This is a genomic window from Ralstonia sp. SA306 (assembly GCF_054792405.1).
This window is the reverse complement of the sequence record NZ_CP096452.1, coordinates 1,624,705-1,647,876: the sequence shown is the minus strand read 5'-3', so window position 1 is coordinate 1,647,876 and position 23,172 is coordinate 1,624,705. Positions and strand designations below refer to the sequence as shown.

21 protein-coding genes are annotated in these 23,172 nt (G+C 65.3%); 8 read left to right on the top strand and 13 right to left on the bottom strand.

Features of this window, described 5'->3' with window-relative positions; genetic code table 11:
• Positions 1-11: 11 nt before the first annotated feature.
• The 3 genes from M1D44_RS23945 to M1D44_RS23935 are packed head-to-tail and all read right to left on the bottom strand — an operon-like array spanning position 12 to position 2,549.
• Positions 12-332 carry a DUF6587 family protein gene (locus M1D44_RS23945; RefSeq protein WP_024978286.1) on the bottom strand — a complete coding sequence of 107 codons (321 nt, stop codon included), beginning with the start codon at positions 330-332 and terminating at the stop codon, positions 12-14.
• A complete protein-coding gene (gene feoB, locus M1D44_RS23940; RefSeq protein ID WP_316852593.1) occupies positions 329-2,194 on the bottom strand; it encodes a ferrous iron transport protein B in 1,866 nt (621 codons plus the stop codon). The genes M1D44_RS23945 and feoB overlap by 4 nt, the downstream gene beginning before the upstream one ends.
• Before the next feature lie 46 nt (positions 2,195-2,240).
• Positions 2,241-2,549, bottom strand: a complete 309-nt coding sequence (locus tag M1D44_RS23935) for a FeoA family protein (protein ID WP_024978288.1) — start codon at positions 2,547-2,549, stop codon at positions 2,241-2,243.
• Between the two features lie 688 nt (positions 2,550-3,237).
• Here M1D44_RS23935 and M1D44_RS23930 point away from each other — a divergent pair.
• Positions 3,238-6,789 carry a bifunctional diguanylate cyclase/phosphodiesterase gene (locus M1D44_RS23930; protein WP_112188574.1) on the top strand — a complete coding sequence of 1,184 codons (3,552 nt, stop codon included), beginning with the start codon at positions 3,238-3,240 and terminating at the stop codon, positions 6,787-6,789.
• Between the two features lie 21 nt (positions 6,790-6,810).
• Here the strand turns inward: M1D44_RS23930 and M1D44_RS23925 are convergent, their stop codons facing one another.
• Entirely contained in the window at positions 6,811-8,400 is a 1,590-nt protein-coding gene (locus tag M1D44_RS23925) for a methyl-accepting chemotaxis protein (RefSeq protein ID WP_112188572.1), read from the bottom strand.
• A 213-nt stretch (positions 8,401-8,613) separates the two neighbouring features.
• Here M1D44_RS23925 and M1D44_RS23920 point away from each other — a divergent pair, with 213 nt between their 5' ends.
• On the top strand, positions 8,614-8,865 hold the full coding sequence (locus M1D44_RS23920; RefSeq protein WP_024978291.1) for a hypothetical protein: 252 nt from the start codon (positions 8,614-8,616) through the stop codon (positions 8,863-8,865).
• Positions 8,866-8,878: 13 nt separating this feature from the next.
• On the opposite strand, the gene M1D44_RS23915 is transcribed toward M1D44_RS23920, so the two are convergent.
• The 3 genes from M1D44_RS23915 to M1D44_RS23905 form a co-directional block, all read right to left on the bottom strand.
• Positions 8,879-9,700: a siderophore-interacting protein gene (locus M1D44_RS23915; RefSeq protein ID WP_024978292.1), complete on the bottom strand. Its 822-nt coding sequence runs from the start codon at positions 9,698-9,700 to the stop codon at positions 8,879-8,881.
• 100 nt (positions 9,701-9,800) lie between these two features.
• The gene (locus M1D44_RS23910; protein WP_024978293.1) at positions 9,801-10,469 is read right to left on the bottom strand and encodes a PadR family transcriptional regulator; all 669 of its coding nucleotides are present in this window, start codon (positions 10,467-10,469) and stop codon (positions 9,801-9,803) included.
• Positions 10,470-10,572: 103 nt separating this feature from the next.
• A complete protein-coding gene (locus M1D44_RS23905) occupies positions 10,573-11,091 on the bottom strand; it encodes a MarR family winged helix-turn-helix transcriptional regulator (RefSeq protein WP_112188567.1) in 519 nt (172 codons plus the stop codon).
• A gap of 78 nt (positions 11,092-11,169) precedes the next feature.
• Here M1D44_RS23905 and M1D44_RS23900 point away from each other — a divergent pair, with 78 nt between their 5' ends.
• Genes M1D44_RS23900 through M1D44_RS23890 form a run of 3 tightly spaced genes read left to right on the top strand, consistent with a single transcriptional unit; the run spans position 11,170 to position 12,736 of the window.
• Positions 11,170-11,667 carry a carboxymuconolactone decarboxylase family protein gene (locus M1D44_RS23900; protein WP_024978295.1) on the top strand — a complete coding sequence of 166 codons (498 nt, stop codon included), beginning with the start codon at positions 11,170-11,172 and terminating at the stop codon, positions 11,665-11,667.
• Positions 11,664-12,113 (top strand): GNAT family N-acetyltransferase, encoded by a 450-nt coding sequence (locus M1D44_RS23895; protein WP_112188565.1) that lies wholly within the window; start codon positions 11,664-11,666, stop codon positions 12,111-12,113. The genes M1D44_RS23900 and M1D44_RS23895 overlap by 4 nt, the downstream gene beginning before the upstream one ends.
• The gene (locus M1D44_RS23890; protein WP_024978297.1) at positions 12,110-12,736 is read left to right on the top strand and encodes an FMN-dependent NADH-azoreductase; all 627 of its coding nucleotides are present in this window, start codon (positions 12,110-12,112) and stop codon (positions 12,734-12,736) included. Before M1D44_RS23895 ends, M1D44_RS23890 begins: the two co-directional genes overlap by 4 nt.
• Before the next feature lie 70 nt (positions 12,737-12,806).
• On the opposite strand, the gene pcp is transcribed toward M1D44_RS23890, so the two are convergent.
• The 3 genes from pcp to M1D44_RS23875 form a co-directional block, all read right to left on the bottom strand.
• On the bottom strand, positions 12,807-13,454 hold the full coding sequence (gene pcp / locus M1D44_RS23885; RefSeq protein ID WP_316852591.1) for a pyroglutamyl-peptidase I: 648 nt from the start codon (positions 13,452-13,454) through the stop codon (positions 12,807-12,809).
• Positions 13,455-13,533: 79 nt separating this feature from the next.
• Positions 13,534-13,953, bottom strand: coding sequence for a MarR family winged helix-turn-helix transcriptional regulator (locus M1D44_RS23880; protein ID WP_112188560.1), 420 nt, complete (start codon positions 13,951-13,953; stop codon positions 13,534-13,536).
• Between the two features lie 73 nt (positions 13,954-14,026).
• Positions 14,027-15,622, bottom strand: a complete 1,596-nt coding sequence (locus M1D44_RS23875) for a hypothetical protein (RefSeq protein ID WP_316852590.1) — start codon at positions 15,620-15,622, stop codon at positions 14,027-14,029.
• 196 nt (positions 15,623-15,818) lie between these two features.
• On the opposite strand from M1D44_RS23875, the gene blaOXA reads away from it, so the two are divergent.
• Complete coding sequence (blaOXA, locus tag M1D44_RS23870) at positions 15,819-16,634, top strand: OXA-60 family carbapenem-hydrolyzing class D beta-lactamase (protein WP_024978299.1); 816 nt, start codon at positions 15,819-15,821, stop codon at positions 16,632-16,634.
• Between the two features lie 149 nt (positions 16,635-16,783).
• Positions 16,784-17,227: a hypothetical protein gene (locus M1D44_RS23865; protein WP_112188556.1), complete on the top strand. Its 444-nt coding sequence runs from the start codon at positions 16,784-16,786 to the stop codon at positions 17,225-17,227.
• Positions 17,228-17,279: 52 nt separating this feature from the next.
• Here the strand turns inward: M1D44_RS23865 and M1D44_RS23860 are convergent, their stop codons facing one another.
• Positions 17,280-18,893 (bottom strand): OpgD/OpgG family glucan biosynthesis protein, encoded by a 1,614-nt coding sequence (locus tag M1D44_RS23860; protein WP_316683345.1) that lies wholly within the window; start codon positions 18,891-18,893, stop codon positions 17,280-17,282.
• A gap of 196 nt (positions 18,894-19,089) precedes the next feature.
• Here M1D44_RS23860 and M1D44_RS23855 point away from each other — a divergent pair, with 196 nt between their 5' ends.
• Positions 19,090-20,232 carry a serine hydrolase domain-containing protein gene (locus M1D44_RS23855; protein WP_316852589.1) on the top strand — a complete coding sequence of 381 codons (1,143 nt, stop codon included), beginning with the start codon at positions 19,090-19,092 and terminating at the stop codon, positions 20,230-20,232.
• Between the two features lie 32 nt (positions 20,233-20,264).
• On the opposite strand, the gene M1D44_RS23850 is transcribed toward M1D44_RS23855, so the two are convergent.
• Both M1D44_RS23850 and M1D44_RS23845 read right to left on the bottom strand, forming a co-directional pair.
• Positions 20,265-20,735 carry a cyanophycin metabolism-associated DUF1854 family protein gene (locus tag M1D44_RS23850; RefSeq protein WP_204360105.1) on the bottom strand — a complete coding sequence of 157 codons (471 nt, stop codon included), beginning with the start codon at positions 20,733-20,735 and terminating at the stop codon, positions 20,265-20,267.
• Positions 20,736-20,757: 22 nt separating this feature from the next.
• The gene (locus tag M1D44_RS23845) at positions 20,758-23,064 is read right to left on the bottom strand and encodes a cyanophycin metabolism-associated ABC transporter (protein WP_316852588.1); all 2,307 of its coding nucleotides are present in this window, start codon (positions 23,062-23,064) and stop codon (positions 20,758-20,760) included.
• Positions 23,065-23,172: the final 108 nt, after the last annotated feature.

Below are 23,172 nucleotides of genomic sequence, written 5' to 3'. Positions count from 1 at the left end.
TGCGTCGGCCGTTATTTGCGCCGCACGAAGTGGATCGGCTGTTCAACCGCCGCGGATGATGACGACTCACCCGATGCGCAACCGCTGCAACCGCTGCCGCATGCGCTGCCTGAAAGCGGATCGGAGTGGCACGAAGGCGACTCGCCCGGCGTGAGCAACCGCTGCCCGAAGGCGCGCATCCAGCCCGGCCGCGACGGTCGATCACACCAGCCCGCCACGCGTGCGGCCGTGCGGGCACGCATTGCCGGCGCATAGCGGCCGGTCAGCGACAAGGCGCTCAGCGCCACGACCGTGGCGACAACACCGGTTTCGACAACGTGGTACATGCTCATGTCAGCACCCGTGCGATCTGGTAGGTGGCAAACGCGGCCAGGTAGGCCAGCGCGAAGAGGTAACCGGCGGTGCCCGCCATGACCTTCCACGAGTTGGTCTCGCGGCGGATGGTGGCCAGCGTCGAGATGCACTGGGGCGCGTAGACGTACCACGCCAGGAAGGCCAGCGCCGTGGCCAGCGACCATTGCTGGGAGATGATCGGCGCCAGTTGCGCAGCCGCATCTTCATGCGTGGCCGAGAGCGAGTACACCGTCGCCAACGCGCCCACGGCCACTTCACGTGCAGCCATGCCGGGAATCAGCGCAATACACATCTGCCACGTGAAGCCAATTGGCGCGAACACGACTTCGAGCGCGCGGCCGATCATCCCCGCAAAGCTGTAATCGATGGCTGGCAGCGTGGCGTTGGCCGGCGGCGAGGGGAACGTCGAGAGGAACCACAGCACCACCATCATCTTCAGGATGACCGTGCCGATGCGGCGCAAGAAAATGCGTGCACGTTCGATCAGGCCGACGATCAGGTTGCGCGCGCTGGGCAGCCGGTACGACGGCAGTTCGAGAATGAGCGGGTGCTCGTTGCGATCGCGCTTCAGATACTTGAGCACGTAGGCCACGACCAGTGCCGATACGATGCCCGCCATATACAGCCCGAACAGCACCAGCCCCTGCAAATTGAACAGGCCCCACACCTGCCGTACCGGGATGAACGCACCGATCAGCAGCGCATACACAGGCAGCCGCGCCGAGCACGTCATCAGCGGCGCAACGAGAATCGTCACCAGCCGGTCGCGCGGGTCCTGAATCGTGCGCGTGGCCATCACGCCCGGGATTGCGCACGCAAAGCTCGACAGCAGCGGAATGAACGAGCGGCCCGACAGCCCCGCGCCCGCCATCAACCTGTCGAGCAGGAAGGCCGCGCGTGGCAGATAGCCCGATTCCTCCAGCGAGAGGATGAAGAGGAACAGGATCAGGATCTGCGGCAGGAACACCAGCACGCTGCCCGTGCCGGCGATGATGCCGTTCACCAGCAGGCTCTTGAGCATGCCGTCGGGCATGACGTTGCCGACCCACACGCCAACGGCTTCCACAGCGCCCTGGATGCCGTCCATGAGCGGCTGCGCCCACGAGAACACCGCCTGGAACATCAGGAACATCAGCACCGCCAGCAGCACCAGGCCCAGTACCGGGTGCAGCACGATGCGGTCGAGCCGGTCGTCCAGCTCGGCCGTGCTGCGCGGCATGGTGACGGCGGTATCGAGCAGGCGCTTCACTTCGACGTGCGGATCGGCGTCGGCCGGCAGCCCAACCGGCACGGCCGGCAGTTGTTCGTGATCGATATGCGCGACGAGGTCGGCTGCGCCGTTGCGTTTGATGGCCACGGTTTGCACCACCGGCACGCCCAGCGCGGCTTCCAGCTTGGCACGGTCGATGCGGATGCCGCGCCGCTCGGCCGCATCCACCATGTTCAGGGCTAGCACCATGGGCAAGCCCAGGCGTTGCAGCTCCAGAACGAAGCGCAGGTGCAGCCGCAGGTTGGTGGCGTCGACCACGCAGATCAGCAGGTCGGGGCGGGACTCACCACGGAACGTGCCGAGGCAGATATCGCGCGTAATGGCTTCGTCCGGGCTGGTGGCGATCAGGCTGTAGGCGCCGGGCAGATCGAGGATCTGCACATACCGGCCCGACGGCGAGGTAAAGCGGCCTTCCTTGCGCTCGACCGTCACGCCCGCATAGTTGGCGACCTTCTGACGGCTGCCCGTCAGCAGGTTGAATAGCGCCGTTTTGCCGCAGTTGGGGTTGCCGACCAGGGCAACGCGCAATGCGGGTGTGGAAGCGGAGGAGGAAGAAGCTTGCATCTGCATGGAGCCGGATAAGCGGAGCCGGAAAGCGGCAGCAATGGGAGGCGGGCTATGCCGCCTCGCGCACCTTTGCGGGTGGCGCGGTTTCGGGGGCGGCAATGGCGGCGGCGGGCTGCGTGGCGGATTCGGCGCGCACACGCACGCGGGCGGCCTCCTGGCGACGTAGCGCAAAGCGGGTAAAGCCGACCTGCACGACGAGCGGATCGCCGCCGAACGGGCCGACGGCCACCACGCGGACCTCTTCGCCCGTCACGAACCCGAGTTCGCGCAGGCGTTGGCTGATGGGATCGGCGGATTCACGGTCTTCAACGTGATCCACCACCGCCGTCGCCCGGCGGGAAAGCTCGGAAAGGCGCATCGTGCGTGATCGCTAACGTAACGTGGTAAATGCAATGAGGCTAAATGCGAATCGTTTTCATTATAACGCAACAACCCGCGTCACGGGCTGCGGCACCCGGTCGCCAGGATGGATATTTCGGAGGACGGGTTGTTACGGAGTCGGGCGTTGCGCAGAAGGCACACGCGCAACGGGTGCGCTGGCCAAAACCGCTGCCCATGCAGGGTTTTTCCTAAATTACCCTATCCTGGGTATTGGCCTGAACGGGGACCATTGCCTATCCTTCAACTGCGCTGAACTTCCCCGTTCAAAGCGTATTCTTGAAGCCACCGGATACCGCTATCCGGTGGCTTTTTCTATTGGCATCTGCCCAGTTGGGCGATCTGCGCCAAAGACTGCCGACGCGATGACAGCGGGCTCGCAACGCCTCCGATCCAGGGTAGCGGCAACGGTGCTCCGGGCGCCACATCGCACCCACGGTTATGACGCTTCGTGCCGCCTGCCACGCCGATTTGCGGCCGGGTCACCTACAGACTATCCACAAGTTGCGTGCGATAGGAATTGCAAGCAAAATGCTCGCGCACTGCGTCAGCCGTCAGCCGGCACGATGCCGCAACTGCATCGTGCGCCGGAGGGATGGTCCTTGAGCCGCGCATCGTGCAACCGCAGAGTGCATTCGCTCTCCATATAGGCTCTACCGGTCATTCAAGTGCCGAAGCACGCTTTCTTTCCCACCACGCTGCGCGGCCGCTTGCTTGCCCTGGCTGCGGTGGCCGCCTTGCCGGCCATCGTCGTGGCGATTGCCGGTGTGGCGCTTTACCGTGACCGGCTCAATGATCACCTCGCACAGCACCTGACCCACGAAACCGAGGCCGCCGCTGCGCGCGTCGGCATGGTGCTGTCCAACGCCAACACGCTCCTGTCGGTGCTGCTGGCCGACGATTCGGCGCTGCGCATGGAGCAGAAAGAGTGCAGCAGTTTCGTCAACCGCGTCTTCCATAACCAGAGCGAACTCGCGAACCTCGGCATCATCGATGCGCGTCGCAAGCTGGTATGCACACCCGACACGGCGAAGCTTGGCATCGATCTGTCTGACCGACCGTATATCAACGAGATCATGGCGACGGGCCGGCCGTCTCTGTCGACGTTCGTGACCGGACGCGCCTCCAGCCAAGCCGTCTTGATTTCGGCGCGGCCGATGGCAGGCAGCGACGGCGCCATCCGCGGCGTGGCGTACGCGGCGGTGCGGCAGAGTGCGCTGATTGCGGCGGCCGTTGATGGCATGCCGGAAGCGCCCGTCTATCTGGTGGATGCCGAGGGCAACGTGTTGTCGAACCACGGTGCCCTGGCGGCTGCCGAGGTGCCGGCCATCATGCGCGGGCCGCTGGTGGCTGCCGCGGCCCAACAGCCGGGCGAACCCCTGCTGGTGGACGACACGGACGGCGTGCGCCGCGCCTACGCCGCCATGGTGGTGCCGCATGCGGCCGGCGGGCATTTGCGCATCGTGCGCGGCGTGGACGCAACCGACATCGTTCGCCAGCAGCGCGACGTGACACTGGCCGGCGGCGGCGCCATCTTGCTGATGGTCGTGATGCTGCTGGCGCTGATCCAGATGGCGCTGCGGCGGATGGTCATGCCGCGCATCGATGCGCTCGTGGATGCGGCGCGCCACTACGCAACGGGTGATTTTTCTGCCAGCGTGCCCGAGCACGGCACCTCGCGCGATGAACTCTCGCTGCTTGAGCGCACCTTCAACGAAATGCGTGCCTCCATCCAGCGCCACGACGCCACCGTCCACCGCCTGACCGAACGCTTCCAGCGCGTGGCGCGTGCCACCAATGACTGGATCTTCGACTGGGATATCGCCACGGGCGAGTCCTGGGCCAACGCCAGCCTGCATCGGCTGCTTGGCAGCGACGCGCTGCTGAGCCGGGGCGACGACGACGGCACCGGTGGAGGTACCTCGCGCACGCTGACCTTCCACCAGTTCGTACACCCGGACGACGTCGATGCCTTCGGTCACGAGCTGCGCGCCGTGCTGAATTCAGACCGCGACAGCTGGCAGCACGTCTGCCGCGTGATCGATGCCAACCGCGCCACGCGCACGGTGGAAATTCGTGCGAGCCTGTATCGAGACCAGGCTGGCCGCGCCGTGCGCATGGTCGGCGGGGTGACCGACATCTCGCAGCGCTCGGCCATTGAGCAGGAACTGCGCAGCAGCGAAGCGAACCTGCGCGTGGCGGAGCAGATTGCGCTTCTGGGCAGTTGGCGCTGGGACGTGCTGCGCGACTCGACCACGTGGTCGTCGGGCATGTATGTGTTGACTGGCATGCCGCTGGGCACGCCCCCGGCCTTTGCGCAGCAGGCGCAGTTCTTTACCGCCGACAGCTATAACCGCCTGCGTGAAGCCGCCAGCCGCGCCGTGACTGAAGGCGAACCGTACTCGCTGGACCTGGAGATGATCCGCCGCGACGGCGAGCACCGCTGGGTGCTCTCGCGCGGCAACATCGAGCGCAATGATCGCGATGAGGTGGTCGCCTTGTTCGGCACCATGCAGGACATCACCGAGCGGCGCGATTCCGACGAGCAACTGCGGCTGCTGCGCCGCGTGGTCGAATCGGTGCCGTCCGGCATTACCGTGGCCGACGCGCAGCAGCCCGACCTTCCGATCGTGTACGTGAACCCGGGCTTCGAGCGCATGACGGGCTATCGCGCAGAAGAAGTGCTGGGCCGCAATGCACGCTTCTTGCATTCGTCCGAGCCGGGGCAGCCTGCGCTCAACGAAGTGCGTGCCGCCCTGCGTGACGAGAGCGAGATCCGCGTGCTGCTGCGTAATTTCCGCAAGGACGGCCACGCGTTCCTGAACAACTTCCTGCTCTCGCCGGTGCGCGATGCCAAAGGTGCGGTCACGCATTACGTCGGCATTCAGGACGACGTGACGGAGCAAGAGATGACGCGCACGCGCCTGGCGCAGCACGCCACCATCGATTCGCTCACGGGCCTGCCCAACCGCACGCTGCTGGCCGATCGCGTGCAGCAGTCGGTGGAGATGGCCGCGCGCCAGCGAAGCCGCTTCTATGTGGCGCTGGTCAACATTGACCGTTTCAAGGTCGTCAACGACAGCCTTGGCCACCTGCTGGGCGACGAGGTGCTGCGCCGTGTGGCCGAGCGCCTGCGCGATGCCGCCGATACGGTGGACACCGTGGCGCGTTTTGGCGGCGACGTGTTTGCACTGGTGATCTCGCACGCGGGTTCGCGCGGTGTCGATTTCGGTTTTGACCTGTTTGCCGAGCCGGTGCGCGTGGAAGGGCACGAGGTGTTCGTGACCGCAAGTATTGGCGTGGCCGAATACCCGGCGCACGGCGCAGACGCCGATAGCCTCATCCGCCACGCCGAGATGGCGATGTATTACGCCAAGCAGAACGGCCGTAACCGCCTGGAGTTCTTCGCGCCCGAGATGGACATCGGCGTGTCGTACCGGCTGAACCTGGAACACCAGATTCGGGCGGCACTCGAGCAGGGCCAGTTCCGCTTGCTGTATCAGCCGCAGATCGACACCAAGACGGGCCGCGTGTGCGGGCTGGAAGCGTTGATCCGCTGGATTCATCCGACGCGGGGGTTGCTGCCGCCGGCGGCGTTCATTCCGGTGGCCGAAGAGAGCGGGCTGATTGTCGAGATCGGCAACTGGGTCTTGACCGAGGCTGCGCAGCAGCGCGCCGAGTGGCACAAACGCGGCCTGGCCGATGACCTGACGCTGGCAGTGAACGTGTCGCCGTTGCAGTTCAAGCGCGGCACCGTGCTGCCGACACTGCTCAAGCTCCAGCGCCAATACGGCCTCGGCTCGGGCTTCCTTGAACTGGAAGTGACGGAGTCGATGCTGATGGAGGGCACCGAGCGCACCATCGAAGACCTCACGGCCATTCGCCAGCTTGGCGTGCGCATTGCCATCGACGACTTCGGCACGGGCTATTCGAGCCTGGCCTATTTGAAGCGCTTGCCGATCGACCTCATCAAGATCGACCGCGCGTTCGTCAAGGACATCGACCGCGATTCCAACGATGCCGCCATCTGCACGACGGTCGTGGTGCTCGCGCACAACCTGGGCGTAAAGGTGTGCGCGGAAGGCGTGGAAGATGCCGCGCAGTCTGCCTTCCTGACGTCACACCAATGCGACGTGCTGCAGGGTTATTACTTCAGCGAGCCGCTGTTGCCAGAGGCGGTGACGGCACTCCTGGAACGCGACACGCGCTTCACGCTGTAAGGCCCCGCACCCGCGGCGGCGCTACGCGCGGAACACCGCGATGGCGTGCTTCAGATCTTCCGATTGGCGCGCCAGCACCGACGTGGCCGCCGCAGCTTCTTCCACCAGCGTGGCGTTCTGCTGCGTCACCCCATCGAGCTGCGAAACCGACGCGTTGATCTGCGCAATGCCGCTACTCTGCTCGCGCGAGCTGGCCGAGATTTCCGACATGAGCTGCGTGACGGTCTGCACGGATTGCACGATCTGCGTCATGGTCGCCCCGGCCTTGTGAACCAGATCCACGCCGTCGCGCACGGATTGATCGGATGCGCGGATGATCTCCTTGCTCTGCGCTGCAGCCTGGGCGCTGCGTTGCGCGAGGCTGCGCACCTCGCCCGCCACAACCGCAAAGCCGCGACCTTCTTCGCCCGCGCGGGCAGCTTCCACCGCCGCGTTGAGCGCAAGGATGTTGGTCTGGAACGCGATGCTCTCGATGGTGGCAATGATCTCGGTTACACGCTGGCTGTCGGCCCGGATGGCGTCCATGGTGTGTACGACGCGCTGCACGACCTGGCCGCCGTCGGCCGCGATCGTGGAGGCCTCCTCGGCAAGGGCGCTGGCCGCACGGGCGTGGTCGGCATTCTGCGCGACCATCGACGTCAGCTCTTCCATGCTCGATGCGGTTTCTTCCAGCGCGGCGGCTTGCTGCTCGGTGCGGGCAGAGAGGTCATGGTTGCCGGCCGAAATCTGCAGCGTGCTGTGTGCGACGCTGGCGGCACCGTCTTGGATGTCGCGCACGATGGACGACAGACTCGCGCGCATGGTGGCCATGGCGCGCATGACTTCGCCCAACTCGTCGCTGGAGCGGGCTTCAACCACGGTGGTCAGATCGCCGGCTGCCAGGCGCGTGGCCAGCATGGCGGCTTCTTCCAGCGGGCGGATGAGCGTGCGCGCAAGCAACACACCTGACATCGTCGCCAGTCCGGCGCAACCCACGCCGGTGAGCCATAGCCAGTCGCGGCTGAAAACGAGCCACGCCGCGCCATGCAGATCGGCTGCTTCCAGCGCGATATGCGCCCACAGCGTACCGATCAGGATGGCCGACGCAATCAGCGTTTGCAGGCCGATCACCTTGAAGCGCAGGCTGTCGCGCTGGAACAGATTCGCTGCGCGCCGCCAGCCTGTGCGCAGAATGCGGCCTGCGCGCACGGTGTACGACGTGTCGCCTTCGTTGATGGCGGTATAGGCGCGTTGCGCGCGCGCGATTTGCGCAGGCGTGGCCATCGAACGCACGGACGTATAGCCGACCACCGCATTGTTCTGAAACACCGGCGTCACGTTGGCCAGCACCCAGTAGAAGCCGCCGTCCTTGCGCCGGTTCTTGACGAAGCCGCGCCACGGCTTGCCGGCTTGCAGCGTGGCCCACAAGTCGGCGAAGGCGGCTTCGGGCATGTCAGGGTGGCGCACGAGGTTATGCGGCGCACCCACCAGCTCCTCCAGCAAATAGCCGCTGATGCGCACGAACGCCGGGTTGGCGAAGACGATGCGGCCTTTGAGATCGGTGCGGGAGATGAGGTAGTCCGTCGGGTTGAGGGCGGTTTCGGCTTGGGTGACCGGCAGATTCTTGCGCATGGTTGTGCCGCGCTTCGTGGGCGCAGATGGACGGAAGGAAGGGCGCGAGAGACGCGCTGTCCTCCTTTGCATCGGCACACCGGCGACGGGCTAAAGGTGATGTGGGCGCCGGCAGTTGATCTCGATCAAATCACAAGGCCCTGCCTAGATGGGCATGGCCGTTGCTACGTCGCTGGCAATGCGCCGTTCAGGCGCTGCAGACGGAGGAACGAGGTGCACAAGATCTGTGGAGACGTCGAGATCGTCCCGCGTGTGGTTCCCGCCGGCGGGCGGGGCTGGGAGGCGCGTGTCGAGGTGGTGTTCCGCGGCGCGGAAGGGCAATCGTTGTCTGGCTCGCAACCGGTGCGGCCCGGATGCACGTTTGGCTCGCCGCGCGAAGCGATGGACGCGGCGCTGCTTTACGGGCAGCGCCTGCTGCGCGATTGGGTGCGGGGTGCCACGCCCGGTGCAGAAGTTGCCACCTGAGGCGACGCGAAGATCAACGCGCCTCGGCCGCCTTGCGTTCTTCGCGCGAGAGCCCGGCCGTCCAGTAGCCCTTGGCGTCGATGGCGTCGCGGGGCACCGCCCAGGCGCCTTCGAGCAGCGTGCGGACCTGCTTGAGCAAGGACGCCTCGCCGGCCAGGAACACCTGTGGCGTGCCGGTCGGCATGGATTGGGCACTGAGTGCGCCGACCATCATGGCGCCGGCGTGCGCCGTATCGCTCTCCACCCAATGGATGCTGCGGCTGCGCGGGTGCCCGGCCAAGGCGCCTTCCAGGGGCAGTCTGGCGCGGGCGTCGCCAATGGCGATATAGGTCAGCACCTGCGCGTGCGCGGGCAAGGTTTCCAGAATCGCGAAGATGGCGGGCAACGCAGTTTCATCGCCGATGAGCAGCGTCCACGGTGCAGCAGGGTCGGCACGGAAGCCGCGCTTGGGGCCGGCAAATTCCACTTCATCGCCGGGGGCGGCGTGTTCGAGCCAGCGTGCGGCAGGGCCGTGCTGCGCGGCGGGCGTTTCGTCGTGCACAACAAAATCGATTTCGAGTTCATCGCGCGCCGCGTGATAGCGGCGGATGGTGTAAGCGCGCCCCAGCGTGCGCCCGGTGCCTGCGGCATCGTGCGGAAACATCAGCTTGATGGCTGCGCCCGGTGCAGCACCCGCCAGATCGGCGAGATCCGCAGCGGCTACGCCGGTAAACACGACGCGGCGCATGCGCGGGGACAGCGTATGGATGGCGCGCACACGCATGCGGCGTGTGGCGGGTTTGACAGAACTGAGCAGCTGCGACATGAGACCTTGTGTGCGATTGAAGGCAAACATAGATGGCTGCGAAGTGGCCCGAGGCTGTGACCCGGGGACCGAGGCGGTGGCCCGGACGACGAAACGTCCCCCGGGCGGCTGAACGGCTGCTGCTTGCTGCTTACCGCTCGCCGGTAATTTCCTTCAAAGCGCGTAGCAGGATGTCTGCCACGCGCTGCTGTTCTTCGCGCGAGGCGAAGCGTTTTTCCATGAGAGCGAACTTCAGGCGCCAGCGCGCCGTGCGTAACGGGTCGTGCCCTGTGTCCGTCCATTCGGCGGCGTTGTCGGTTTCGCGGTCGAACGCCATGGCTTCGTTCATGCGCTTCATACGCTCGCCCATGGCGCGCAGTTGCGCGAGGATGGCATCGGCGCTGTGCTGGCGTTCGGCCAGCCATGTTTCGCCGTCGGGCGTGATGCCGTAGCGCTTCTTGTTGCCTTCGACCGTGACGGAAGCAAAACCGTGGTCTTCCAGATACGACAGCGCTGGGTACACCATGCCCGGGCTTGGCGTGTAGAAGCCGAGCGAATGCTCTTCCACCGCCTTGATCAATTCATAGCCGTGGCGGGGCGTGCCCTTGAGCATCGCCAGCAGCACGAGCTGCAGGTCGGCCGAGCTGAGCCGGCGGCCGCGCCACGGGCTGCCGCCTTCGTCATCGCCTTCGCCGTAGCCCCCGGGGCCGCCAAAGCCGCCCATGCCTCGCCCGAAACCGTGTCCGCCATGGCCATGGCGACCCATCATGAAGTGTTTTTGAATCCACATTTTGTGGTGATGTCCAAACCATCCGCGCATTGCCATTCTCCTGAAGAGCATCATCAGATATATCTTAAGATACATCGCATGATAGTGGCGGCGATCCAGAAGTCAAGGACAGCGGAGAAAAAAGACGCGCGGATCAGGGGGCGGGTTTGTCGCTACCGAGTCTTGCGACGTGTACGAGCCAACGCCGCACGACCTCTTCTTCCTTGGGCGAGAACCCTTCCAGCAAGTCCTGCTCGATGCCGCCCGAGCGTTCTCTGCACGCGGCAAGCAGGGCCGATCCTTCCGGTGTGACGTCGATGTGCTGGATACGGCCGTGCACGGCGTGGGGCCGGCGCGTGATAGCGCCGCTACGCTCCAGGTTGGTAACGATCACGCTCACCGTCTGGGGCGTCAGCATGGTCAGCCGGGCGAGGTCGGCGTTCGAGATGCCGGGGTAGGCGCGGAGCATCGTGAGCACTAGGAATTGCGGGAGGGTGACGCCTACATCGGCCATGGCGCGCTCCATGCGTAGCCGGTGGGCGGCGCTGGCCTGGCGCAACAGGTAGCCGAGATAGCCTTCTTCACCGCGCTTGCCCTGTCCGGGCTCGGGGATGGCGGGCAAGTTGCGTGGCGTGTCGTTTTCCTTGCCGGCGGCAGGGGTGCGCTTGCTCATGATGTAAGAGTTCGAATATGATGTTCGAGCACTGATATTACCATTCCTCCAACCCGGACCCCTCAACAGGAGCCAGACATGGAAGATCTCTCCCCTCGCATGGATTACTCGGAATTTGTCGATACCGTCGTCGGTGTGGCGCCGGCGTTGCAGGCGCTCGGCAAGGCAGTCGATGCCTCAGGGCTGGAAAAGCCGCTGACCGAACTCGTCAAGCTGCGCGCTTCGCAAATCAACGGCTGCGCGTTCTGTGTGCAATTCCATCTGAACCTGGCGCGCAAGCTGCGCGTGGTGCCGGCCAAGCTCGATCTGGTGGCGGTCTGGCGCGACACGCCGGCGGTGTTTACGCCGCGCGAGCGTGCCGCGCTGGCGTGGACGGAAGCGCTGACCACGCTGGCCCGCGCCTCCGACCACGGCGTGGAAGATGGCGAATACGACGCCGTGCTTGAGCATTTCTCCAGGACGGAAGTCGCGTTCCTCACGGCCGCCGTCGCTAACATCCAGGCGTGGAACCGTATTGCCGTTGCGATGCGCTTTGCGCCGCAGGTGCCCGCCGCCGTGGCCGCAGAGGAAGCATGACCATGGACACCATCCGCCCCATCGAAGACGAAGCCGCGTTGCGTGCGTGCTTTCCCGTCATGCATCAACTGCGGCCGCATCTTGCCGACGCCGACGAGCTGGCCGCGCGCTGGCGCCGGCAGGTGGAAGACGGCTATCGCCTCATCGCCGTCTGGCGCGATGGCGTGCCAGTTGCGCTGGCGGGTTATCGGCAGCAGGAGAATCTCGTCTACGGTTCGTTCCTGTATGTCGACGATCTGGTGACCGATGCCAACCTGCGCAGCAGCGGCCTCGGCAACGTGCTGATGGACCACCTCAAGGTTGAAGCCGAGCGCCTGGGCTGTGCACGGCTCGTGCTCGACACGCCGCTGTCCAACGTGCTCGGCCATCGCTTCTACTATCGCAACGGGCTGCTCGCAGGTGCCTTGCGCTTTGGCATGAACACGCAACGTGGAGCGTCCCGATGACGACACTGCTACATGTGACCGTGAGCCCGCGCGACGATCGCTCGCACAGCCGGCGTGGCGCGAAATTGGTGATTGCACAATTGGCCGAAGCCGTCGGTGGCCTGCGCATCATCGAGCGCGACCTGGCGGCGACACCGCTGCCGCATCCCGACGCCGGCTTTGTCGAGGCCAGCCTCATGCCCGATGCCGACCGCACTGCAGCGCACCGCGCAGCGCTTGCGTTGTCGGAAACGCTGATCGGCGAACTGGAAGCGGCGGATGCCGTGCTGATCTCCACGCCGGTGCACAACTACACAGTGCCTTCGGCGTTGAAGGCGTGGATCGACTTGGTGGTGCGGCCCGAACGCACGTTCCGGCGCACGCCGACGGGCAAAGTGGGCATGCTGACCGATCGTTCGGTGCTGGTGGTGTCTGCCTCCGGCGGCAACTTTGATGGCGCCCACGCGCAGACCGATTTTCTGATGCCGTATCTGCGTTATGTGTTTGCCACGGTGGGCATCCATCAGGTGGAAGGCATCCGCTTGCAGAACACTGCGCGCGGTGCCGATTCCGCCGTGCGGGCGTTGGAAGGCTTCCGACAGGAACTGGCTGCGCGGATGTTGCTCATGCCGCTGGTGGCTTGAGGGTTGTCGCGCGAAAGAAAAAAGCGTGGCTCGCCTGTGGCGCCTGGGCTGCCACTTGCCATCATGCGTGTCAGTGCACCGCACCGCCGCTCATCTTGAGATCCGCCTGCGTGGCCAGCGCCGTACGCACTGCCAGAAGTATCCCTTTGATCTGGGTATCGATCGACAGGCTCGGCCGGCCCGCATGGCGGGCCGCCAACTCGGGCGTCGTCGGCACGTGAATGAAGCCGCCGCGCACGTGCCGCGCGCGCGTTGCAATGTGGTGCATCAAACCATAGAACAGGTGATTGCAGTTGTACGTGCCAGCACTCTGCGACACGCCCGTCGGCACGCCTACCTCGCGCAACGTTTGTACGATGGCCTTGATCGGCAGCGTGGAAAAATACGCCGCCGGCCCACCTGCTACCACCGGCGTATCAACCGGCTGGTTGCCCGCGTTGTCCGGAATGCGTGCATCTATCACGTTGATGGCCACGCGCTCCACCGAAATCTCCGTTCGGCCCGTGGCTAGGCCGAGCGCAAATACGAGAGTGGGCGATGTGTCCTCGATCGCTTCCACCAATTTTTCGTTGGCGAGACCAAACACGCACGGCAACTGCCGCGCCACGATGACTGCGCCATCAACCTGCATGCCGTCGAGCGCCTGCGCGATGTCCCACGATGGGTTGGTCGGGTCGGATTCAAATGGCTCGATGCCGGTGACGAGAACGGCGGACATACGGTCGCTCCTTGGTTAGATGCGTAGTGATGCAACTATTTGCCAATAAAAAAGGCGGCACATGCCGCCCCCGATTGCTTTACGTGTTCAGTGCACTGCGGACCTCACGGATGGCCTGCACCGTATCGTCGAACGCCCCGGCGCCGACATGCTCGCGCACGCGCCGCGCCACCTTGGCGCTCGCGGCCTGCAACGCGGTTTCCAGTTTGCGCGCCGCATCCGTGGGGAAGAGGTTCCACTCGCGGCCGTCCTCTGCAGACGGCTGACGCTCCACCAGACTTTTGGCGATCAAGCCGTCGACAAGACGCGTGGCGGTGGGCCGCGCAATGCCCAGCACCTCGGCCAATTCGCGGTTGAGTACGCCGGGCTGCTTGAGTACCACGCGCAGCACAAATCCTTGGGGCGGCGTCAGGCTGAACGGCGCATACGCGGCAGTCCATTCGCGCTCGACGGAGCGCGCCAGCGCGGTGGTATTGAAGTACAGGCAGTGATCGAACATGTGCGGCAGTCTAGCGATGAATCGTTAGGTATGCAACGAAGTTTTCCGCCCGTCGATGTGCTCTGGGTGCAGCCTAAGGCGCCGCTTCTGCCGTGTGCGTAAGCTGCTTCAGCGCCTGGACGAAGTACGCGCGATCGTGCGGCGCCAGGTCCTGCATGGTTTGCGAGAGGCGGTCCATCGTCGTGCGGGCGGTGACGTGATCGCCGTCGGCGTGGGCAAACCATGCCAGCTCCAGCAGTAACCCGCTCACTTGCACGTGGCCGTAGCGATGCCGGCCGCTGTCGTGTTCGCGCAGGCGCAGTGCGGCCACGTCGGTCCAACGCTGCGGCCAGTAGCGCGCGTCAAAGGCTTCGGCAAATGGGCCGGCCTGCGTGCGGATGTCGGTCAACGTGAGCGCCGCGCGGCGCGTGTCGGCGCGTGCTATCCGCATCAGCGCGATGGCGTTCCACGCCGATTGCAGCGGCCCACCGTTACGCAGCGCCTGCCATTCGCTCATGGCCAGCCAACGGACGGCGTCGACCGTGCCGTCGGCATGCGTTGAGTCGCCGAGCACATCGCGCAGCAGCCAGCAAGTCATGCCGAGATTGGCGGCAACCTGCTGCACAGCGTCCGACGCCTGGCTCTCCAATGCGGCAGCCAGCGCGGTTTCGAATTGCGCGACGATGCGCTGTGCGGCCTGGGCGCGTACGTCCAAAGCAGTGCCGTCTGAGTCGGCATAGAGCAGGCGGGCACGCTCGATGAGGGCGTTGAGGTTGTTCCACTCGAAGCGGATCTGCGGGTGGTAGCGCAGCAGGCTGCGGCCGGACTCGGCATCGGCCAGGCGTGCAAGCAGGCCGGCGGCGAGGTCGAGGTCGCGGCGGTCATACGCACACCATGCGGTGACGATGCGCTCCATGGCGGCGAGGTAATCGTTGCCGAGCACGTGGCGTTGCCGGCGGTGCGCGCGCAGTTGCGAGAGCAGGGCGCTGGCGCGTGTGGAATCGCCCAGGCGGCGAGCGGCCATCGCCTCGCCCAGAGTGACGAGGGCGCGCTGGAAGTCGTTGTCGGCGGCGTCACTGGCGTGGCGCAGCGCGAGCAGGGCACCGCCGCGCTCGGTATCGGACGCGCTTGTGCTGGCGCCCAGTGCATGCAACAGGCGGCCTTCGCGCATGGCGTGGCGCGCGGTCAGAAAGGCGTGCCAGAACGCGGGGTTGGGCGTGCCAGGCGCCGGGCCGGACAGCGCGCTGGCGTTGGCATCGGTGCTGTTGTCCGTGCTGCCATCTGGGGCGGCAATCCCGAGGAAGGCGCGCACATCGGCGTCATCGGCAATCCGTCCTTCAACCACGCAGACCACGCGTGCCGCGTCTTCGGGTGTGAGCCAGAAGGGCCCTTGGCTGCGCTTATCTGCGTTGAGGAAGCGCGGCTCGCGGTCGCGCTGTTCACCCCAGCCAGCTTGCACGCCCCAGTTCTGCCAGTCGCGAAACGCGCGGCTGATCATCATGCGCTGCGTGCTGGCGTCCGACACGGCGCCGCGCAGGTCGGCCAGGCGCACCAGCGGTTGCTCCGGCGACAGACGATGCGCGTATGCCAGCCGCACCAGCAACCACAGGCTCTGGAACGGCGCACGCCGGCCATCCACGGTTTGCGGGGTGGTCAGCTCGACATGGAGGGCGGGCAGGGCAGGCGTCATGCAGGCAATCAGGCGAAGCGAAACGAAACGTGGCGCCATTGTGCGCCAAGCCCCTTGTTACAGGCGTTACGCGCGTGACGTGCGGCGTGTCCTGCACGCTGGCGGCGGCACGGCGCGCTCCCTACGATGCGCAGCGCCGGCTCATCTGCGCGTTGATGGTTGCCGGCAGCCATCCACTCAATTCAAGGAGCTTTCCATGTTCTCTCGCTGGTCGAAGATCTTCGCGCTTGCCCTCACGGCCTGCACCGTTGCCATGAGCACCGCCACTGCCCATGCCGAGCTGGTCGTGCGCAATGACCTCAAGCGCGTGTTCGACGCCGCCGGCGTCTCCGGCACCTTTGTGCTGATGGACATCAGCGCTGATCGCACGTACGTCGTTGACCCGGCGCGGGCCGCGCGGCGCATCCACCCGGCATCCACGTTCAAGATTCCGAACAGCCTGATCGCCTTCGACACCGGAGCCGTGCGCGACGATCAAGAGGTGCTGCCTTACGGCGGCAAGCCGCAGCCTTACAAGCAGTGGGAGCACGACATGGCGTTGCCCGAGGCGATCCGCCTGTCGGCCGTGCCGATCTACCAGGAGGTGGCGCGCCGCGTGGGCTTTGAACGCATGCAAGCCTACGTCGATGCGTTCGACTACGGCAACCGGCAACTCGGCAGTGTGATCGATCAATTCTGGCTACGCGGCCCGCTGGAGATTTCCGCATTCGAAGAAGCGCGCTTCACCAGCCGCATGGCGCTCAAGCAGTTGCCGGTGAAGCCGCGCACCTGGGACTTGGTCCACCGCATGCTGTTGATCGAGCAGCAGGGCGACGCCGCGCTGTATGCCAAGACGGGCGTTGCGACGGAGTATCAGCCGGAGATCGGCTGGTGGGTCGGCTGGGTGGAACGTGCCGGGCGCGTCTATGCCTTCGCACTGAACATCGACATGCCGCGTGAGGGCGACATGGCCAAGCGTATTCCGTTGGGCAAGCAGTTGATGCAGGCGCTGGAGGTGTGGCCGGCGCCGTAAGAGTTGCGTCTGCAGGCTCCGCCGTCTGATTCGCAATCAGGGATGCCAGCAATCCACAATGAGATCGATCCCGAGGACGATGCAAATCGTTAAAAACTATTGCGCCGGCCCGTACGGAAACGGACGGATGCAACACATCGGGGGTCCTCATGTTCAAGGTCTACAAGGCAATGGCCGTCGCCGTGGCAGCGGCCGTCGGAGCAGGTGGTGCGCTGGCGGGCGGCAGCCAGAGCGGCGTGATCCATTTCAGCGGCACCATCGTCGAGGCAGGGTTCCACGTGCAGGCTGCGCCCCAGCGCACCGGTGCGGAGAACCTCTTGAAGGCGAGCCCGTCGTCGTCCGGCGACCAGGTGGTGTTGGACTTTCGCTCGTCTGCGGTGCGCGTGGTGCCGCTTGATGTGTCGGTGGAGGCACGCGCGGCGTCATCGCTCCGGCCTCTGCGGGTGGGTGATTCGCGGGGCAAGGCGGACGTCCTCGTCAAGTACGCCGGCTTCAAGGCCAACCTGCTCGCGGCAAACAACGGCACGCTGACCTTGTCGCGCGCGCCGGGAGTGGAATCAGCGCTTGCGGTGGTGACACTCGCCTACCAGTAATGAAAAAAGGCGGGAATCTCCCGCCTTTGTTTGGTGGCCGCCGCGATGGCGTTTACGACGCCACCGGCCCCACCGGCGATTGGAACGGGTGGTATTGGTAAAGCCAGGTCTCAGACAGCGGCTTGCCATCCACACGCAAAAACAATCGCATGTCCACCGGTTCCTTCCCATCGACCGTCAGATCGAATTGCGCACGCCAGTGGCCCGGCACGCCGTTCGGCACGGCTTCGGTAAACACGTACGAGAACGTGCCGCGCGAGGTGCTGAGCACTGCCTCCGGCTTGGTGCCGAAGGGCAGCTTCTCCAGCGGGCCGCCCTTGAACTCGACCATGAACTTGCGCACGCCGTGCGGGCGCGGCTGGCCCGGCTGGCCGCCGTTGCCCATGCGCGTGGCCACGCAGCGCGCCAGTTGCGTCGGATACGGCTCATCGGCCAGCCAGTGCAGGCGATAGCGCAGCCGGTACTGGCTGCCCGCGCGTGCCGGTGCCTTCGGCACCCACATGGCGACGATGTTGTCGTGAATCTCGTCGTCGGTCGGGATCTCGATGAGCTGCACGGCGCCTTCGCCCCAGCCCTCCAGCGGCTCGACCCACAGACTCGGGCGGCGCTCGTAGTGCACGCCGTCCTGGTAGTTGTTGAAATCGCGATCGCGCTGCAGCAGGCCGAAGCCGCGCGGGTTGTTGTCGCCAAAGGCAGACGCCATCGTGCGCGGCGGATCGTTCAGCGGGCGCCAGATACGCTCGCCTGTGCCGGTCCAGAGCGCCAGGCCGTCGGAGTCGTGCACTTCGGGGCGCCAGTCGGTGGCGGTGCCCTTGGCGGTTTCCGAGAACCAGTACATCGACGTGGCAGGCGCGATGCCGAAACGGTCCACGTCCTTGCGCAGGAAGATGGCCGTATCGATGTCCATCACCACGCCCTTCGTGCGGTGCATGACGAAGCGGTATGCACCCGTGATGCTCGGCCCGTCGAGCAGCGTGTAGATCGTCACGGAATCGGCGCGGTTGTCGGCCGGCGTGTCGAACCACACATGCGTGAAATTGGGGAATTCTTCAGGCTTGCCGGCCTGCGCAACGTCGAGCGCGATCCCGCGTGCGGAGAGCCCGTACTGATACAGCTCACCGATGGCGCGGAAGTACGATGCGCCCAGGAAGGCAACCCAATCGTTCTTTTTCCAGTCGAGTTTTTTCTGATCGCCCAGACGGCTTTCCTGAAAGCGGAAGCCGGAAAAGCCGCTGCCGCGCGGCAGCTTGCGCGCCGGGCTGTCGGCGGGCATGTCGAAGTACGACTCGTCGTAGACGATCTCGCGTGCGGCGCCTTTTTCCACCACATGCATGCGTACCGGCGCGCGGAAGAACGTGCCCAGGTGGAAGAACGTCACCGGAAATTGGCCCGGACCGTCAGCAAAGAGCGCGTGGGCGGTGTCGAACTTGATCTTGCCGTGCGCTTCGTAGTCGATCTTGGCCAGGATGTCGGCCGGCGCCGTGGCGGGCGGCGTGTACGGCTTGGCGGCCATTGTGCGGGCGCGTTCGATCAGCGCATCGAAAGAAAACGGCGCGGCATCACCCAGCTTGACGCGATTTGCGGCCAGCGCCTCGGGCGTGATGCCGAGTGCCGCCAGCGTGGCGGTAACGGATGCGGAGGCAAGAAGGGTTCGACGTGTGACCATAGGTGCCTGTGATGTGACTGATGAATAAGAAGGGTCCGACATGGTAACGCGGGCCCAGGTTCCGGCGCGGGCTGGAAGCTCCCCCGGATGGCCGATCCGCTGCCGTTCGGACGCCCAAATCGACAGTTCATCGCAGCGGGCTTGCACCTGCAAGTGCCGGTTACGATACTTGGTGACACATCAACGGGGGGCTGGGATGACGCTACGACTGCGCAGCATCGGCATCGCTTTGGCATTGGTTTGCGCGGCATGCGGCGCCCGGGCGGCACCCTGCGAGTCGCCCGCCCAGTTGAATGATGGCTGGCAGACCGAAGCCGACCCTGCCGCAGCCGGTTTCGAAGCCGGCCGCCTTTGCGCCGTCCTGCGCAATTTTGCCGAAGCCGATATCAACTTCCACAGCCTGCTCGTGGTGCGTCATGGCCGTCTGGTGGCGGAGGTCTATCACACCGGCAAGGATGAGCGTGTGAAGGATCTGTTCCGCACCACGCGCACGTTCGACGCCAGCACACTTCACGACATCCGCTCGGTCAGTAAATCGGTGACAAGCCTGCTGTGGGGCATTGCGCAAGGGCAGGGGAAGATGCCGCCGCTCGAAACACCGGCGTTGTCGCTGTTTCCGGGGCTGGCCGACCTGAATCGCGACGGCCGTGAGGCGATTACGCTCTCGCAGATGCTGTCGATGTCCAGCGGCCTTGCCTGGAACGAATGGCGTGCGACGAGCCTGTTCAACAACGACGAGTTCGGACTGTTCTGGCACACCTCTCAGGCGCACTACGTGTTCGACCGCCCGATGGCGGCGCCGGCCGGCACGCAGTTCAACTACAACGGCGGCAACACGGCGGTGCTCGCGCTGCTGCTGGCAGAGCGCGTCGGCATGTCGTTGCCGGAGTACGCGCGCAAGCAGCTGTTCGAACCGCTGGGCATCACCGATTGGGAATGGGTAGACGACTACCGTGGCCGCCCCCTGGCGTTTGCCGGCGTGCGCCTGCGCCCCCGAGACCTGGCGCGCATCGGTCAGCTCGTGCTGCAGCACGGCCAATGGAATGGGCGGCAAGTCGTGCCAGCCGCGTGGATCGCCGAATCAACGCGCCCGCACATCGACACCGGCATGGGCCTGCAGTACGGCTATCAGTGGTGGCTCGGCAAGGTGGTGGCCGGCGGCACCGAACACGCGTGGATCGGCGGCATCGGCAACGGTGGCCAGCGTCTGTGGATCGTGCCCGGGCTCGACATGGTGATCGTCACCACGGCGGGCGACTACAACCAGCGTGCAACCTGGAAACAGGCCGAAAACCTGCTCGACCAGGTCATGGCGGCCGTGCAGCCGTCGCCCCGGTAACGACGGCTGCGCGGTTGCGTGGCTGCGCGGGCTTAAAGGAACCGGTCGAGGATCTTGCGGCTGTGCTTGTCCAGCGCAAGCAGGTCGCGGATCAGGTAGTGGATGCCGTGGCTGTCGGAAATGAGCAGCGTGGTGCCGGTCAGGCGCCGGATGTCTTCTTCGCCGCGCAGCACGAGGTCGGTCTGGCCGCGGTCGGTCTGCACCGTCCACGTGCTGGGCGTGGCGTAGGTCGATACGCCGACGATCTTGCGGATTTCGGGCATGAATTCACGCGCACCGAGTTCAGCTTCGATCAGTGCGCGCATTGGCGCGGGTAGCGCATCGGGCTGCGTGATCCACGCCAGCTCGCGGCCGTCGGTGCTCATCAGGCTCAAGCCCTCGCTGGCGGCGGAGATCGGAAACGCGCGCACGGGCACTACGCCTTCATGCATGGTGCCGTCGGCCAGGGTCATCACAAGCTTGCCGAAGCCATTGCGGCTCAGGGTGAAATCGGGCGTTTGCATCGCAGTCATTTCAAATAGGGGATCACTGCGCGTAAGCCGGCGCGGCGGCGTCCACGCGCTCGCCGTCGCTGGTCAGATCGGTGTCGGCATCGACATTGCGGGCCTGCGCCTGATAAAGCTTGTAGTACGCCCCTTCGCGCGCGAGCAGCTCATCGTGGTTGCCCACTTCGACGATCTGGCCGCGATCCATGACGACCAGGCGATCCGCCTTGCGCAGCGTCGACAAACGGTGCGCGATGGCAATGGTTGTGCGGCCCTGCACGAGGTTGTCGAGGGCCTTCTGGATTTCCTTCTCGGTGGTCGTATCCACGGAAGACGTGGCCTCGTCCATGATCAGGATGCGCGGGTTGATGAGCAGCGCCCGCGCAATCGAAATACGCTGGCGTTCGCCGCCCGACAGCGCCTGGCCGCGTTCACCCACCAGCGAGTCGTAGCCGTGCGGCAGGCGCAGGATGAACTCGTGGGCGTGGGCGGCACGCGCGGCGGCAATGATCTCTTCGCGCGTGGCGCCGGGTTTCCCGTAGGCAATGTTGTCGGCGATCGTGCCGAAGAACAGGAACGGCTCCTGCAGCACCAGGCCGATGTTGCGACGGAATTCCGAGACGGGCAGCGATCGGATATCAGTGCCATCCAAGCGGATCGCGCCTTCCGACACATCGTAGAAGCGGCAGATCAGGTTCACGAGCGTGCTCTTGCCCGAGCCGCTATGCCCCACCAGCCCGATCATCTCGCCCGGCTGGATCGACAGATTCAAGCCGCGGATCACCGCTCGGTTGCCGTAGCGGAAGCCCAGGTCGCGCAACTCGATTGCCCCGTCCACCTTCTCAATGTGCACAGGCTTGACCGGTTCCGGCACGCTCGACACGTGGTCGAGAATGTCGAAGATGCGCTTGGCGCCCGCCGCCGCCTTCTGCGTGACGGACACGATGCGGCTCATGGAATCCAGGCGCGTGTAGAAGCGGCTGATATACGTCAGGAACGCCACCAGCACACCGACGGTAATGGCGTCATGGCTGACCTGCCAGATCCCGAAAATCCATACCACCAGCAGGCCGACTTCGGTCAGCAGCGTCACGGTCGGGGTAAACAGCGACCACACCGCGTTGACGCGATCATTGATCGCGAGGTTGTGCTTGTTGGCCTCGGCAAAGCGTGTCACCTCGCGCTTTTCCTGGGCAAAGGCCTTGACCACGCGGATGCCCGGGATCGTATCGGCCAGCACGTTGGTGATCTCCGACCAGATCCGGTCGATCTTCTCGAAGCCATGGCGCAGGCGGTCGCGCACCAGGTGGATCATCCACGCAATGAACGGCAGCGGCACCAGCGTGACCAGCGCAAGCCAGGGGTCGATCGAGACCAGGATGACTGCCGTCATCGCAATCATCAGCACGTCGGTCGCGAAATCGAGCAGGTGCAACGACAGGAACACGCTGATCCGGTCGCTTTCCGAGCCGATGCGCGCCATCAGGTCGCCCGTGCGCTTGCCGCCGAAGTATTCGAGCGACAGCTTGAGCAGGTGCTCGTAGGTGGTCGTGCGCAGGTCGGCACTGATGCGCTCGGATACGCGCGCCAGCAGATAAGTGCGCGCCCAGCCCAGCACCCAGGCCACCAGCGCGGCGCCAAACAGGCCGGAAAGGTAGAGCGTGACCAGGCGGTAATCGACCGGTTGCCCGTTCTGATAGGGGATCAGCACCTTGTCCATCAAGGGCATCGTCAGGTACGGCGGCACCAGGGTGGCGGCCGTGCCGATCAGCAGCAGGGCGAAACCGGCCAGCAATTCCCACCGATACGGCTGGGCGAAGCGCCACAGGCGCAGCAGCGCCCAGGTCGAAGGCGGCTGCTCCTGTTCGCGGCTGCATTGCGGGCAGTTGTCTTCACCGGGCGGGAGGGGCGCCTTACAGGTCGGGCAGATGTCCGCGGCGGGCTGTGCGGCTTGGGCGCCAGTGGCCAGGGCGTTGCGCTGGGCATCGAAGGCGTCGGCCAGCCGCAGGGCGTCGGTGTTGTGGCCCAGCGTGTAGCGCCAGCTTGCCAGCCTGCGCTGGCCGTCCGCCAGCTCCAGCGTGCCAACGCCGGCGTGGTCGCTGTGGGCAAGCGTCATGCCAGGGCCGATGTCCCAGCTTTGCAAATCCTTTTCGCCAGGGGCTTGGCCGATCAGGCGCCGGTTCGTAACAACCAGCCACCCTTGGGTAAAATGCAACCTTGCGTCCAAATCCAGCTGCAGCCCGGCCAGGACGGTTTCTTCTGGAGCGAGGCTCGGGGCCAGCACGACACTCCAGGGTTCCTGAGCGCGGGCGAGGGTGGGGGCGGACGTTGGGGAGGACTGGGTCATCAGTGGCGCAAAGAATTCAAAAAGCGCGTCCAAATGGCCAAAAAACAGCCCAAAACGGGAAAAGGACGAACATAAATCGAGGCAAGAGTGCGGCGTCGCAATTGTTGC

What these genes read in the sequence shown, in the direction of transcription:
- M1D44_RS23860 (WP_316683345.1), bottom strand. Translation starts at nt 18,893, where the DNA reads ATGGTCACACGTCGAACCCTTCTTGCCTCCGCATCCGTTACCGCCACG.
- pcp (WP_316852591.1), bottom strand. Translation starts at nt 13,454, where the DNA reads ATGTCCGCCGTTCTCGTCACCGGCATCGAGCCATTTGAATCCGACCCG.
- M1D44_RS23935 (WP_024978288.1), bottom strand. Translation starts at nt 2,549, where the DNA reads ATGCGCCTTTCCGAGCTTTCCCGCCGGGCGACGGCGGTGGTGGATCAC.
- M1D44_RS23855 (WP_316852589.1), top strand. Translation starts at nt 19,090, where the DNA reads ATGACGCTACGACTGCGCAGCATCGGCATCGCTTTGGCATTGGTTTGC.
- M1D44_RS23880 (WP_112188560.1), bottom strand. Translation starts at nt 13,953, where the DNA reads ATGTTCGATCACTGCCTGTACTTCAATACCACCGCGCTGGCGCGCTCC.
- M1D44_RS23905 (WP_112188567.1), bottom strand. Translation starts at nt 11,091, where the DNA reads ATGAGCAAGCGCACCCCTGCCGCCGGCAAGGAAAACGACACGCCACGC.
- M1D44_RS23875 (WP_316852590.1), bottom strand. Translation starts at nt 15,622, where the DNA reads ATGACGCCTGCCCTGCCCGCCCTCCATGTCGAGCTGACCACCCCGCAA.
- M1D44_RS23845 (WP_316852588.1), bottom strand. Translation starts at nt 23,064, where the DNA reads ATGACCCAGTCCTCCCCAACGTCCGCCCCCACCCTCGCCCGCGCTCAG.
- M1D44_RS23890 (WP_024978297.1), top strand. Translation starts at nt 12,110, where the DNA reads ATGACGACACTGCTACATGTGACCGTGAGCCCGCGCGACGATCGCTCG.
- M1D44_RS23910 (WP_024978293.1), bottom strand. Translation starts at nt 10,469, where the DNA reads ATGCGCGGATGGTTTGGACATCACCACAAAATGTGGATTCAAAAACAC.
- M1D44_RS23900 (WP_024978295.1), top strand. Translation starts at nt 11,170, where the DNA reads ATGGAAGATCTCTCCCCTCGCATGGATTACTCGGAATTTGTCGATACC.
- M1D44_RS23915 (WP_024978292.1), bottom strand. Translation starts at nt 9,700, where the DNA reads ATGTTTGCCTTCAATCGCACACAAGGTCTCATGTCGCAGCTGCTCAGT.
- M1D44_RS23865 (WP_112188556.1), top strand. Translation starts at nt 16,784, where the DNA reads ATGTTCAAGGTCTACAAGGCAATGGCCGTCGCCGTGGCAGCGGCCGTC.
- blaOXA (WP_024978299.1), top strand. Translation starts at nt 15,819, where the DNA reads ATGTTCTCTCGCTGGTCGAAGATCTTCGCGCTTGCCCTCACGGCCTGC.
- M1D44_RS23850 (WP_204360105.1), bottom strand. Translation starts at nt 20,735, where the DNA reads ATGCAAACGCCCGATTTCACCCTGAGCCGCAATGGCTTCGGCAAGCTT.
- M1D44_RS23945 (WP_024978286.1), bottom strand. Translation starts at nt 332, where the DNA reads ATGAGCATGTACCACGTTGTCGAAACCGGTGTTGTCGCCACGGTCGTG.
- M1D44_RS23895 (WP_112188565.1), top strand. Translation starts at nt 11,664, where the DNA reads ATGACCATGGACACCATCCGCCCCATCGAAGACGAAGCCGCGTTGCGT.
- M1D44_RS23925 (WP_112188572.1), bottom strand. Translation starts at nt 8,400, where the DNA reads ATGCGCAAGAATCTGCCGGTCACCCAAGCCGAAACCGCCCTCAACCCG.
- feoB (WP_316852593.1), bottom strand. Translation starts at nt 2,194, where the DNA reads ATGCAGATGCAAGCTTCTTCCTCCTCCGCTTCCACACCCGCATTGCGC.